Genomic DNA, 13,569 nt, shown 5'->3' on the forward strand with positions numbered 1-13,569 from the left:
GCTGCTAGAAGGATGTTCCTCTTCAATATCCAAATCTCGCGCTCCGCTTCGACCATGGCAATCTCATTTTGTGGGCAGTGTTTTAATTCACGCGCAAGCCAGGCGGAGCTCGGGGCTCGCGGTGCAGTCAATTGCGCACGAAGAGCCACTTCACGCCCTTGTATAACTGTCCGAATACCCAGCCCACCGGACCCGGTCGAACGCCCTCAGTTGTTCTGACGGTAACGGATGCATATGCAATGCGATTGGATAATTGCTGAAGTCGTCCTTTTAACCCCTCTATGACTCCGTTTATCCGTTCAAGCTCGCGCTCCAGAGAAAGCATCTCCGGAATACTCTCAGCCTTCTCAAGCAGGGCTAAGTATCGCTCCCGCGTCATTTCGGCGTTAGTGAGACGAGTCTCCAGATCGATATACTCATCGGTGACATCATGTCCCTTCATCTGGCGCTTCAGAACCTCTCCCAGGGTTCCGATGTACTCCATAGCGAGGGAGAGTGAGTCTGACGGAACGCGAATAGTTGTGGCTCGGACGCTTGACTCAAGTACATACCCCCCGAGTGCGACCGCCCGGCCGACAATGTTCTTGTGTACGCTGTCCGGCAAGGTAGTTTTAAGATCGAATTCGACGTCAGACGTAACGAGCCTGTCGTTGCGACGTTCTAGATCGCCGTCCTGCGCGATAACATCTCTCTGTGCCATAACAGCGACGCCGCCAAGGAGTATAGCCGGATCCTCAGCGCCGTACGAGTCATTCGGCGGAGGTGCGCTCGCGCAGCCCAGTCCCAGAATGCAGATTAATGCAATAGGGTTCACCAGTGATCGCATAGGTCCTCCCAACGCTGAGCAGCTACTATCGTAAGGTAACAAAGCCGGTTTTTCTCGTGCAGTACAACCCATTGTGTATCTCAATCCGAACCCGGCTTGACCAATCACTTTTCGGGTTCTCCAGATCGCAAGCCATCGTTCCATGCGGCGGGTCAGAGAAACAACCAGCCGCGTTCCAAACCGCACATGCTCTTGACGGGGCGATCACTCTCCGAAGTCTCCATCAATAGTTGTCTCTTCATCAGATCCCCAGTTCGGTTCGTAAAAACCAGCCTGAGCGAAGGCGCCGAATGAGGATTCATCCCATAGGATCGGCTGCTTTACGTAACCATGCTTCACCGGATTGAAGTGGATATACTCCACGTGTCGTCTGTAATCACTCTCGTTCCTGATGACATGGTCCCAGTAGCGATGTTGCCATACCCTTCCCGATACGGCAACCCGGTTCTTGTATTGATGTGTGAACCGTATTTTGATCCTGCGGATTATGTCCGACGGTTCGGTGGCACAGTTCGACAAGTTGAAGTGGATGTGGTCCGGCATCAACACCCACGCCGGCATATCGAAGTCCACGTGCGACTGCGTTTGTCCAACCGCCGCGTGCCATATCGCTGCGAATCCAGATTCAAACACCTGGCGATTGTGGGTGACAATTGTGATGAAATACGACTGCCCGGTCGCAAAGTGCCGGTGAAGACGGGACATATGTACATCCTCCCCATGGCTTTCGGTGTCCGATTCGATGTCGGCACGGTCAGCGGTCTTCCTTGACAATAAGCGATTGACCGTTCCTGTGCAATCACTTTCTCAGAGTATTGTCAGCACCGCTTGCGTTGCGAGCCGGGTAACCGGAAAGCCGCCGTACATGCAAGCGGAGCTGACCTACTTCTCATCACCCTTGTTCCTGATCCGCCAGTCAGCACCGCTTGCGTTGCGAGCCGGGTAACCGGAAAGCCGCCGTACATGCAAGCGGAGCTGACCTACTTCTCATCACCCTTGTTCCTGATCCGCCAGTCAGCACCGCTTGCGTTGCGAGCCGGGTAACCGGAAAGCCGCCGTACATGCAAGCGGAGCTGACCTACTTCTGCGAAGTTCATATGTCTTTTAGCTTCTGCGTCCTTTTTGTCTCCTCAGGTATTCTTCCCTTGTCATGAAGGACTGGCTGTCGATTGCGCGGTCGGTCGCGAGGATGCCGTCGAGATGGTCGATCTCATGCTGCAGGAGTTCGGCGAAGTCACCGGTTGCGGAGATAGATTTCACGGCGCCGTCGGCATCGTGGTACTCGACCAGGATATCCCGTGCCCGCGTGAGCCGAACCATGAGGTCAGGGAAGCTGAAGCAGTCATCCCACAGTTCGATTCGTTCGGAGCTTTCGCGCACGATCCACGGGTTGATCATGGGGCCGGAGAAGCCGGCCGGATGCATACGAACGAAGATGGCGCGTTTGGTGACGCCGATCTGCGGCGAGGCGATTCCCCGGCCGAAGCCGTTGCGCGCCCGGAAATCGGCGAGTGTATGGTCGAGATCTTCGATGAGGGAGTTTGTCTCCGGCGAGCCGAAGTCCGTAATCTCATCGCAGACGGTCCACAGAAGCGGGTTTCCGAGTTGGAGTATGGGGCGTACAGCCATCGCGCGCAAACCTGTCAGGTCTAAGGTTTTCCGGAACTCCGCCGGCACGGCGCGGGGTCGCCGTGAGGACCGGCAGTCAACTATCGGAATGTACGTGCGATTCGTCAAGTTCGCTTTGCGGAATTGCAGTTTTTCGTTGTACAAGGTTGAATTGATTTCGGTTACGGCGAAATGGGTTCGTTTTGTCATTTTTAGGGGGGCCCCATTCTTTTCTTTTCTCCCAATCGCACACAGGACAGGGGGTTGGACTGAGAAGCGAGGTAATCGGCGTGATACATGTCTGGTAGTGTTTTTGCAGCAGCATAACGGCTCCTCTCTCTACTATAGGGGGTGGACCATTTTTTCCTTCGAGTTGGTGGGGAAAATGCAGGTACGGAAGGTATGTGGGGGACTGGCGGTAGTGTTCGCTTTGGGGCGTGGTGCACGAGGACGTACACCACGCACGCTGATGGTGGAAATGAATTGGCGGTTTCGGAGACGAAACTGTTCTACGGTACCTGAAGATGGATACCCGCTTTCGCGGGCATGACAGATCTTCGATCTGTCGCATATACCCGACACGGCGGGCAGGCACTCTTCGATCTGTCGCATATACCCGAAACGGCGGGCAGGCACTCTTCGATCTGTCCCATATACCCGCCACGGCAGGCGGGCCCACGAGGAGACAGGGTTGCGGGCGTTGGGCCGGGTTGGGGCGTGGTGCACGAGGACGTACAGCACGCACGCTGATGGAGGGAATGAATCGGCGGTTTGGAAGTCGGAACCGTTCTACGGTACCTGAAGATGGATACCCGCTTTCGCGGGCATGACAGATCTTCGATCTGTCGCATATACCCGACACGGCGGGCAGGCACTCTTCGATCTGTCCCATATACCCGACACGGCAGGCGGGCCCACGAGGAGACAGGGTTGCGGGCGTTGGGCCGGGCTGGGGCGTGGTGCACGAGGACGTACACCACGCACGCTGATGGATGGAATGAATCGGCGGTTTGGAAGTCGGAACCGTTCTACGGTACCTGAAGATGGATACCCGCTTTCGCGGGCATGACAGATCTTCGATCTGTCGCATATACCCGACACGGCGGGCAGGCACTCTTCGATCTGTCCCATATACCCGACACGGCAGGCGGGCCCACGAGGAGACAGGGTTGCGGGCGTTGGGCCGGGTTGGGGCGTGGTGCACGAGGACGTACACCACGCACGTTGATGGAGGGAATGAATCGGCGGTTTCGGAGACGGAACCGCCCTACGGCGACTCAATCACACTCCGAGTTTTTTCAGAGTAGCCGGGATGTCGCGGAAGGTTTTGCAGGCGTGGGCGCCGGCATCGGCAAGCATCTCCAACTTCTCTTTCGCGGTACCCATCCTGCCTTCGACGATCGCCCCGGCGTGGCCCATGCGTTTGCCGGGAGGCGCAAAGACGCCACCGACCATAGCCAGCACCGGGGTCTTCATCCGGGAGATCGCGTCGGTCGCTTTCTCTTCGTACACGCCGCCGATTTCACCGCACATGACGACCGCTTTCGTCTTCGGGTCTTCTTCGAATTTGAGCAGAATCTCCGCGAAGGTCGACCCCAACACCGGATCACCGCCCAAGCCGACGCAGGTGGTTTGTCCGTAGCCGGTGCGGGACAGGGTGTCGGCCACATAGTAGGTAATCGAACCGGAGCGCGAGACGGTACCGACCCGTCCGGGCTGAAACGCGATATCGGGCATAATGCCGAGATTGGCTTCGCCGGGCGTGATAATGCCGGCGGTGTTGCCGCCGATCACGGTGGTGCCGTGTTTTACGGCTTCTTCGCGGACGTGGAGCATGTCGTGAATGGGAATATGTTCCGGAATGACGACGAGGAATCGAATGCCGGCGCGGATCGATTCTATGGCGGCTTCTTTGACGAAATGCGCGGGCAGGAAAATGACGGACACATCGGCCCCGGTCTCCCGCACGCACTCCTCGACGGTATCGAAGACGGGGCGGTCACAGACGCGCTGTCCGCCTTTGCCGGGGGTAACGCCGCCGATGATGTTGGTGCCGTAGGCGATCATTCGTTCCGCATGGAATGCCCCGGCGCCGCCGGTGATTCCCTGCACCAGCACCCTGCTGTTTTTGTCGACCAGGATCGCCATTACCGGCCCCCTTCCTCTGCAAGTTCAACAGCCCGCCGCGAGATTTCCTCGATCTCGGTTTCGATCCCGTGGAACTCGATATGTTCGAACAGCCGGGGGTTTTCCGCTTTCGCGTGTTCGAAAATGCGGACGCCCTCCTGCCACATATTGCCGGTCATGCGCATGACCATGGGTTTGGACAGGCCGTGGTCTTTGAGAAACATGACGACACCTTTGGCGAAGTCATCGCAGCGACTGATGCCACCGAACCGGGCGCCGAAAATCGCTTTGACGTTGGGGTTTTCATCGAGCAGGACGAGCATTTTGGCGATTCGTTCGGGCGAGGGTCCGCCGCCGGAATCCATAAAATTGGCGGGTTTGCCGCCGTAATAGTGGATGAAGTCGTTGCCCATGATGCCGAACCCGGCACCACCCGGAAACATGCCGATATTGCCATCGAGATCGAGATAGGGGATCCCCCATTCGGTCGCTTTTTGTTCGCGGGGGGTCATCTCCCCTTCCTCGTGGCGCTTTTCGATACCCATCTCGGCCAGTTCGGGGTGCCGGAACAGCGCGTCATCGTCGAGGGAAACCCGGCTGTCGGCCGCGATCAGCTTGTTTTCGTCGGTAAGAACGAGCGGATTTATCTCGACCAGTTTGGCGTCGTATTTCTTAAAAAGGTTGAAGAGGCTGACAATGATGGCCGCGGCTGGTTTGATCTGTTCCTGGGGGATGCCGATTTTCTTGGCGATTCCCATAGCCTCAAAGGTGTAGAGCGGTTCGTGGACGGAAAGCGAGGTGCGGACGATTTTGTCAGGAGAATTGGCGGCGGTTTCTTCGATATCGACGCCCCCTTCGCCCGACGCGATGACCGCGAGCTTGTAGTTGGCGCGGTCTATGGTCACGCCGATATAGTACTCGCGCTGGATGGTCAGTCGGGGTTCGACCAGGACCATAGTGACGGGAAAGCCTTTGATCTTCAGGGCAAACAGTTCTTCGGCGACCGTACGGGCTTCGTTGGCGCCATCGGCGAGTTTGATTCCGCCGGCTTTTCCTCGTCCGCCGGTGAGCACCTGCGACTTGATGGCGACGGGGCGGTCCAGATTTGAGGCAATCTGATAGACCTCCTCGGCGGAGGTCGCCAGATGACCGTCCGGCACGGGAATTTTCGCCTTGCTAAACAGGTGCTTACCTTCGAATTCGTACAATCGCATAAAGTGGTCCTTTACATCAGGGGTCGCCGCAACCCGCCGGCGGAGAGTTTTGGGACAAAATACGCGGGGGCGGTGCAAAGTCAACACTATTCGCAAGCGTTCAACCACCTATCGGACAGGATATTACGGCATTTCCCATGGGTGGGCGCCGCGGGCCTGGTGTTAAAACTTTACAATGTGTCGTCGTCGTGAGTCCTTAGTGTAAACTCGAGGGACATGCCTATGGCAAAAGTGCTCACGGCGTTTGTACTGTCTTTTCTCATAGGTCTGAATATCGCGGCGGCCGGAACATACGATCTGGTGTATCGGAACGTGTGGCCGGTCGGTGATGCACCTATATCTGCTTCCCCGCTGATCGGTACCGATGGAGAGCTTGACGGATTCGTCTACTGCGACACGAGTGCGCAGCGTATCGTGATCGATCGGTGGAGCGATGACCCGATAGTTCTACCGCAGTCCTTGTCTCCGGTTGCGGCTGTTGCGCACACGGAAGACGCCGACAGCGCCATCTCGGTATATGTTTTGTTATGCGAGGATGACGAGCACGCGCTGGAGATTCGGCGATATCGAGTGGACCGGCGCGAAGCAGAACTCGTGGCGGCGATCCAGATCGACACCCCCGAGCAGATGGCCTCATCGGTGCGTGCCGGGCGGTTGTCAATCGTTAAACCGGGCAACGCGGCGAGGGGAATCCAGGCTGAGGTGGAATACGAAACGGCGAGTGGTGGAGTACAGACGCTGTCGATCGTACTCAGCACGGATCTTCGGCGGGAACTGCAGAGCAAGGATGCGTCACGCATGGCGGTGGGCGATCTTGTCGACGACGGCGGCCTGGAAACCGTATTGGTGGTCGGAGCGGGAGCTGCAGGGCGGGCCAGCGCGACGGTAGCGGCGTTAACCGATGACGATCGTGTTATTCTGAGCCGTTCGGGCGAGGACGTTGTGGTGGGAACGGTGCTGGTGGGTGATTTTCTGCCGTGGATTCCGAAGGATGAGCTGATAATTTCCGGGGATATGGAAGATCTGGCGGGTTTGTATCCCGGTCCGCGGCCCCATATCGGCAGTTACGATCTGACGGGCGGCGTGCCGCGTGAGATCTGGTACCGGGAGATGGCGGTTGGCCGATTCACGTTTATCGCGGGGGATCGTCACCACATAGCGGGGCTGTTCGAGGGTCAATCACTCGTCGTACTCGACACCTGGTCGGGAGAGGTGATAGACTCGGTTGAGATCGATCGGCGGCTGGACCGATGGACGATTTTCGAGACGGCATATTCGCGGCCGAGGGTCCATGTGGCGGGGTTTGCGGCTGACACACTGGTGGTGTATTCGTTTTCACCGGTACCGGGAGCCCGCGCATCATCGGTACCGGTTCAGCCGGAGCTGCCGCCGACATTTGAGCTTCATCAGAATTACCCCAATCCGTTCAACGGAACCACGCAACTGCGCTTCACGAACATGGAGCCACAGCGGCTGAGCCTGAAGATTTTCAACGTGCTGGGGCAGGAGATTATCGGGCTGGTGGAATCGGTATTCGCGGAGGGCGAATTCGAGTACCACTGGGACGGCACGGACGAGTTGGGTGATCCGCAGGCGAGCGGGATTTATTTCGCGCAGTTGCGGTCCGGCACCCAGTCGCAGATAATCAAGCTCATCTATCTCAAGTGAGCCGTCACTCGAGCGTGTCGGTCGTCGAGTCGGCGACCGCCGGGGTGGCGCCGGATGAATCGAACAGTTCATCCCCGATAAGACTGAATGCAACGCCGCCGTTGTGGAAGTCGACGATGCGGCGGGCATGATTTCGTTTGGTCATATCGACGCACTGACGGGGGGTGCCGGTCCGCGACGGGAAACCGTCGCCGGCATCGAGCGCGTCGCCGACGTAGCTGTAGACTTTGTCGGAGACGAGGGCGGTGGTCGCGGATCTGTCGGAAACGACGTTATCGCGGCAGTCTTCCCAGTAGAAGAAGAGTGACACCGAGGTATCGGTTGCGAAGGCGTCGGGTTCATAACTCAGGACGAGATCGACAATGCCGGCGCGGCGATCGAGGCCGTAACAGGCGGGCGGCTCGGGGCCGGGTGTGGCTTTGGCGAGGGCGACGATTTTCCACAGCGAGGAGGGGCGCTGGGGATCCATGGGGTCGTACAGATCCCGGGAGTTGAAGTATTCCCAGTCGCAGGAGTCGGGGATTTCGCCGGGGAGAATCTCGATGATGGACACGAGCCGGGAGTCACAGCCGATTTTGAGGTCGAAGCCCGCGACCTCGGTTGATCGAGTCTGGATAGTCACGCTAACCGTGTCGACCGGTCTGTCGGCGGTCGCGGTGACGCGGGGCAGGTACAGGGTGACCCTAGGGTCGGCGCCGGTGGTATCAGCCGAATCGTCGGCCGCCACGACGGGGGAGCCGAATGCGACCAGGGCGGTCGCGAGTATGTGGCGAAGCAACTTCATGGCACAAAAAAGGGCCCGCCGAGGGGCGGGCCCCGTGGTGTACGAGTTTAGTCGACGACTCTGAACAGATAGGGTCCGCCCCATGCCGCCTTATCGTCGTTGCCGTACTTCCAGTACCCGCCCGGGGGGAAGAAGGTGCTGTCGACCATAAGGGTGCCGGGTTCCATGACTTTGACGTTGAGTGAGAGGACGCGCATCATATCGTGGGGTTCATAGAAACCGCGCACGGTGACGCCGCCGAATCCGACGGTGTCGGGCAGCGTGCCGTCCCAGCTGCGTTCGCTGACCCAGACGCCTCCGAGATCAAACACCGACTTGTCCTCGAAGCCGTTGAATCCTTTGACGTCGCCGCCCTTATTGAGGCCGTTGCCGCTGTCCTGAAGGTGGACGATATTTTTGATATCTTTGGAGAACAGCTTGAAGCCCATCGAGAATCCTCGGCGGTCCTGGTCATTCGAGAAATACAAATCGAGGCTTACGGGTTGGCCCTTCTTGATGGTCCCTTCGTCAACGGCTCCGGGGCCGGACAGGCGAAGTTCGACGGCCGGCGGTTTCAGTTCGGATTTGGCCGTTTTCTCCTGAGCGAAGACAATCGCCGCCACGAGCAATGAGGCCGCGATGGTGAACGAAACTACTCGCTGTAAACGCATGAAGGACTCCTGTTATTGCAGGTCGATTAGTTCTCTACAGCAACCGTGACACACGGGGTCGAAGGAAGGCCAAAATACAACATTGGTCCGGTACTGTCAACCCTGTCCGGTCTTTCGGCCTTATACCCGTCGGAGGATCGTTCGGAGCCGAGTTTTTTCCCGAGCGGGGGCAGCATACGGCTCCTATATGGGGCGTTGCGGCCGATATTTTCGTCATTTGACGGGAGGGTAAAAGGTTCCGGGTATATCCGTCTAAGTTCTTGGCGCATTTTTCGTTTGACTGCCTAGACGAAGGCGGTTATTTTCGCCTAATATAAACCATAAGGGATACGTTTATGAGCACCGCTACGACGTCTCGATCATCTACGGTTGTCCAAGCCCTCACCAGCACTTCCCTTGGTCAGAAGTATCTCATGGCCGTTTCAGGGCTTTTTGCTCTGCTGTTCGTGATCGGCCATATGGTGGGCAACCTGCAGATTTTTTTAGGACAGGATCAGATAAACCACTACGCCGAGACCCTGAAGAATCTGGGACCGCTTTTGTGGATTATTCGGGCGATCCTGTTCGCGATAATCGTCATCCACATCTGGAAGGGGATCCAGCTCAAGCTGGAGAACGTCGCATCGCGACCCGAACCGTACGCGTACCGTCGGTATCGCAAAGCGTCGTTGTCGTCGCGGACAATGATTTGGACAGGGCTGATAGTTTTCGCCTTTGTGGCGTATCATCTGGCGCACTTCACGCTTCAAGTCACCAATCCAGCGTTCAAGACGCTGGTTGATGCACAGGGGCGGCATGATGTTTACTCGATGATGATACTGGGATTTCAGAATGTCTGGGTATCGCTGTTTTATGTCATCGCAGTCGGATTGCTTTGTTATCACCTGAGCCACGGTATTACGAGTATGTTTCAATCGATGGGGCTCAACAATCCCCGGTTCCAGACGACGCTGGACAGGATCAGCGTAACCGTGTCGGTGATTCTGTTTCTCGGCTACATTTCGATGCCGGTGTCGGTGCTGGCAGGGATGATCAAACTTCCGCAGGGAGGTATGTAAGTCATGCAGCTCGTATCAAAAGTGCCTTCGGGACCCCTGACGGAGAAGTGGGACAAGCACCGGTTCGAGATGAAGCTGGTCAATCCCGCGAACAAACGCAAATACAGCGCGATCATAGTCGGGTCGGGCCTTGCCGGAGCCTCGGCGGCCGCGTCGATGGCCGAACTGGGCTACAACGTATCGTGTTTTTGTTACCAGGATTCTCCTCGGCGCGCCCACTCGATAGCCGCGCAGGGCGGCATAAACGCCGCAAAGAATTACCAGAACGACGGCGACTCGATCTGGCGGTTGTTTTACGACACCATCAAGGGTGGCGATTTTCGCTCGCGCGAGGCCAACGTATACCGCCTGGCGCAGGTCTCTTCGGAGATTATCGACCAGTGTGTCGCCCAGGGCGTCCCATTCGCGCGCGAATACGGCGGCACGCTGGCCAACCGATCATTCGGCGGGGCACAGGTTTCGCGGACTTTTTATGCGCGCGGCCAGACCGGCCAGCAGTTGCTGCTGGGGGCGTATCAGGCACTCTCGCGGCAGATCGGGTTGGGCAAAGTCAAAATGTACAATCGCCACGAGATGCTCGAACTGGTGCTGGTGGACGGTATCGCGCGGGGCATCGTGACGCGCAACATGGTCACCGGCGAGGTGAAGTCGTATGCCGCCGACGCGGTGGTTCTGGCGACCGGTGGATACGGAAACGTTTTCTATTTGTCGACCAACGCCAAAGGGTGCAACGTGACGGCCGCGCACCGCGCGTACCGGAAGGGGGCATTGTTCGCCAATCCCTGTTTCACGCAGATTCACCCGACCTGCATCCCGGTGTCGGGCGACTACCAGTCGAAACTGACGCTCATGTCCGAGTCGCTCCGTAACGACGGACGGATCTGGGTGCCGAAGAACAAGGGTGACAAACGACCGCCGAACGAGATTCCGGAAAGTGAGCGAGACTACTACCTCGAGCGCAAGTATCCGAGTTTCGGCAACCTTGCGCCGAGGGACATTTCGTCGCGAGCCGCCAAAGAAGTGTGCGGCGACGGTCGTGGCGTCGGCGAGACGGGCCTCGGTGTGTATCTCGATTTCGCCGACGCCATCAAGCGGCTGGGACGGAGTGTCATCGAGGACCGGTACGGCAACCTGTTCCAGATGTACGCGCGGATCACCGGCGAGGACCCGTACACCGTTCCCATGCGCATTTTCCCTGCATCGCACTACGCCATGGGCGGCCTGTGGGTCGATTACAACCTGATGAGCAACATTCCCGGTCTGCACGTGATCGGGGAGGCGAACTTCTCCGACCACGGCGCCAACCGGCTTGGGGCATCGGCGCTGATGCAGGGCCTGGCCGACGGCTATTTCGTGCTTCCGTATACGATCGGCGATTTTTATGTCCGCACCGGACCGTCGAAGGTGACGACAGACCATCCGGAGTTCAAAAAGGCGGAAGAGGACGTGAACAACCGGGTGAAGAAGCTGTTGTCGATTCGCGGCAAGCAAACGGTCGACCATTTCCACCGCGAGCTGGGCAAAGTGATGTGGGATTACTGCGGCATGGGCCGCAACGAGTCCGGGCTGAAGAAGGCCCTCTCCCTCATTCCGAAGATCCGGGAGGAATTCTGGAGCGACGTCAATGTACTCGGTGAGGGGCTCGAGATGAACATGTCGCTGGAGAAAGCCGGTCGTGTGGCCGACTTTCTGGAGTTCGCCGAGATCATGTGTTACGACGCGCTGAACCGCGATGAGTCCTGCGGGGCCCATTTCCGCGAGGAGCACCAGACCCCGGACGGAGAGGCGGTGCGCAACGACAAGGACTTCTGCTATGTCGCGGCGTGGGAATATGCGGGAGAGGGTAAGGCGCCCCGGCTCCACAAGGAGGAGCTGAAGTTCGAGAACGTGGAACTGGCGACAAGGAGCTACAAATAATGAACCTGACCTTACATGTCTGGCGACAGAAAAACGCCCGGGATAAAGGGCGGATGGAGACCTATCAAGCCACGGACATCAACGAGCACATGTCCTTTTTGGAAATGCTCGATGTGGTCAACGAGGGTCTGATTCACAAAGGGATCGATCCGATTCATTTCGATCATGACTGCCGCGAGGGGATTTGCGGCACGTGCTCGCTTGTCATCAACGGCATTCCGCACGGACCGGAGCGTGCGACCACGGTCTGTCAGCTTCACATGCGCCATTTCAAGGACGGCGACGAGATTTATATCGAACCGTGGCGGGCCAAAGCGTTTCCGGTGATCAAAGATCTCGTGGTCGACCGTTCGGCGTTTGACCGCATCATGCAGGCGGGCGGGTTCGTCTCGGTGAATACGGGCGGCGCCCCCGACGCCAACGCGATCCCGATATCGAAGTCGGACGCCGACGAGGCGATGGATTTCGCGCAGTGTATCGGCTGCGGCGCCTGTGTTGCGGCGTGCAAAAACGCGTCGGCGATGCTGTTTGTCGGGGCGAAGATCACGCATCTTGCGGCTCTGCCGCAGGGGAAGGTGGAAGCCGAACGGCGGGTGCGCGCGATGGTCGCGCAGATGGACAAGGAAGGATTCGGCAACTGCACGAACTACTATGAGTGTGAGGCGGTTTGCCCGAAAGAGATCAGCGTAAAGGGGATCGCCAAGATGAACAGGGAGTATTTCAAGGCGTTGAAAGGCTGAGCGATATCCCTTGTCATACCCGTGAGAACGGGTATCCACCAATACCAACCCAGTGCCGTCGGGCGGAGACCGCCTGACGGCACTTTTTTTGGGGGGGAGCGGGGCTGCAAGTGTGGAGCGCCATCGCAGAATTCAGGAGTCCCACCTGCAGGCCCCGCAAGGGCGGGACCTTTAGCTGGACCACAGGCATTCGGATAGGTGGGGTACAGGCAGGTCGGGCGTATTTCCAAGGCCGGAGCGCTTCATCCGCTGCTTCGGCGCACAGGCGTCGCGGCGGATTCAGGTCCTGCCCTACGGATTGTGCAAAAAGCGATTCTGCTGGATACCCCGCCGCAGGCGGGCCGGTATGACAGAACTGCGTTCTGTCTCTCCTTTCAAGGATAGATTCCCTCTTTCGAGGGAATGACAGAACTGCGTTCTGTTGGACTGTGGCCACGTATATCTGAGGCCCACCGTTAGCGGAGTCCACCGCAGGCGGATGGAGCGGCAGGCGGGATGGGCATCTCGATAAATGCTCTCCCCTGCGAAATCGAAGACTCCCACCTGCCGGCCCCTCCGCGGCGGGACAATTAGGTGGGCCACAGGCACGGGATGGGTGGGGTACAGGCGTTCGGACAGGTAGGGTACAGATAGCGGGATGTCAGCACCGGTCGCTCGAATGTTTTGCCGCGACCTGACAGGGGCTGCAACCGCGACCGGAGCTGACCTACAAGAGCTTACGCCGGGTGTATGTAGTTGAGGGTCCGTGGTGCACGGGGGCGTACACTACGCACGGGATTGAAGCACCGTCAGGTGTCGATTGCGTCCGGCAATGTAGCCCATGACGCGACAAGTACGCCAGGCACACGATGTGGCGGGTTCGAAGACGGTGTACGGTGTCAAGACATGTGTTACATATTGTGTCAGGACATTGGTTACAGTTTCTGTTTCTGCACCGGTTGGAGGAGTGTCACCGATGCTCCCGTTGTGAGATCGAT

The 13,569-nt window shown here is 58.2% G+C and carries 11 protein-coding genes; 4 read left to right on the plus strand and 7 right to left on the minus strand.

Going from position 1 to position 13,569, the window contains the following annotated elements; genetic code table 11:
- Nucleotides 1–127: 127 nt before the first annotated feature.
- The 5 genes from RBT76_12975 to RBT76_12995 form a co-directional block, all read right to left on the minus strand.
- Complete coding sequence (locus RBT76_12975) at nt 128–826, minus strand: DUF4349 domain-containing protein (GenBank protein MDX9858698.1); 699 nt, start codon at nt 824–826, stop codon at nt 128–130.
- Between the two features lie 204 nt (nt 827–1,030).
- The gene (locus tag RBT76_12980; protein MDX9858699.1) at nt 1,031–1,531 is read right to left on the minus strand and encodes a transposase; all 501 of its coding nucleotides are present in this window, start codon (nt 1,529–1,531) and stop codon (nt 1,031–1,033) included.
- 399 nt (nt 1,532–1,930) lie between these two features.
- On the minus strand, nt 1,931–2,455 hold the full coding sequence (locus tag RBT76_12985; GenBank protein ID MDX9858700.1) for a peptide deformylase: 525 nt from the start codon (nt 2,453–2,455) through the stop codon (nt 1,931–1,933).
- Nucleotides 2,456–3,715: 1,260 nt separating this feature from the next.
- On the minus strand, nt 3,716–4,582 hold the full coding sequence (sucD, locus tag RBT76_12990) for a succinate--CoA ligase subunit alpha (GenBank protein MDX9858701.1): 867 nt from the start codon (nt 4,580–4,582) through the stop codon (nt 3,716–3,718).
- A complete protein-coding gene (locus tag RBT76_12995) occupies nt 4,582–5,775 on the minus strand; it encodes an acetate--CoA ligase family protein (GenBank protein ID MDX9858702.1) in 1,194 nt (397 codons plus the stop codon). The genes sucD and RBT76_12995 overlap by 1 nt, the downstream gene beginning before the upstream one ends.
- A gap of 222 nt (nt 5,776–5,997) precedes the next feature.
- Here RBT76_12995 and RBT76_13000 point away from each other — a divergent pair, with 222 nt between their 5' ends.
- A complete protein-coding gene (locus tag RBT76_13000) occupies nt 5,998–7,443 on the plus strand; it encodes a T9SS type A sorting domain-containing protein (protein ID MDX9858703.1) in 1,446 nt (481 codons plus the stop codon).
- Between the two features lie 4 nt (nt 7,444–7,447).
- Here the strand turns inward: RBT76_13000 and RBT76_13005 are convergent, their stop codons facing one another.
- Entirely contained in the window at nt 7,448–8,227 is a 780-nt protein-coding gene (locus tag RBT76_13005; protein ID MDX9858704.1) for a hypothetical protein, read from the minus strand.
- 47 nt (nt 8,228–8,274) lie between these two features.
- Nucleotides 8,275–8,877, minus strand: coding sequence for a hypothetical protein (locus tag RBT76_13010; protein ID MDX9858705.1), 603 nt, complete (start codon nt 8,875–8,877; stop codon nt 8,275–8,277).
- A 335-nt stretch (nt 8,878–9,212) separates the two neighbouring features.
- Between RBT76_13010 and RBT76_13015 the strand changes: the two genes are divergently transcribed.
- The 3 genes from RBT76_13015 to RBT76_13025 are packed head-to-tail and all read left to right on the plus strand — an operon-like array spanning nt 9,213 to nt 12,592.
- A complete protein-coding gene (locus tag RBT76_13015; GenBank protein MDX9858706.1) occupies nt 9,213–9,935 on the plus strand; it encodes a succinate dehydrogenase cytochrome b subunit in 723 nt (240 codons plus the stop codon).
- A gap of 3 nt (nt 9,936–9,938) precedes the next feature.
- The gene (locus tag RBT76_13020; GenBank protein MDX9858707.1) at nt 9,939–11,852 is read left to right on the plus strand and encodes a fumarate reductase/succinate dehydrogenase flavoprotein subunit; all 1,914 of its coding nucleotides are present in this window, start codon (nt 9,939–9,941) and stop codon (nt 11,850–11,852) included.
- Nucleotides 11,852–12,592, plus strand: coding sequence for a succinate dehydrogenase/fumarate reductase iron-sulfur subunit (locus RBT76_13025; protein ID MDX9858708.1), 741 nt, complete (start codon nt 11,852–11,854; stop codon nt 12,590–12,592). Before RBT76_13020 ends, RBT76_13025 begins: the two co-directional genes overlap by 1 nt.
- The last annotated feature ends 977 nt before the right edge of the window (nt 12,593–13,569 follow it).

It is taken from the genome of Candidatus Zixiibacteriota bacterium (genome assembly GCA_034003725.1).
Taxonomy (GTDB): domain Bacteria; phylum Zixibacteria; class MSB-5A5; order GN15; family FEB-12; genus WJMS01.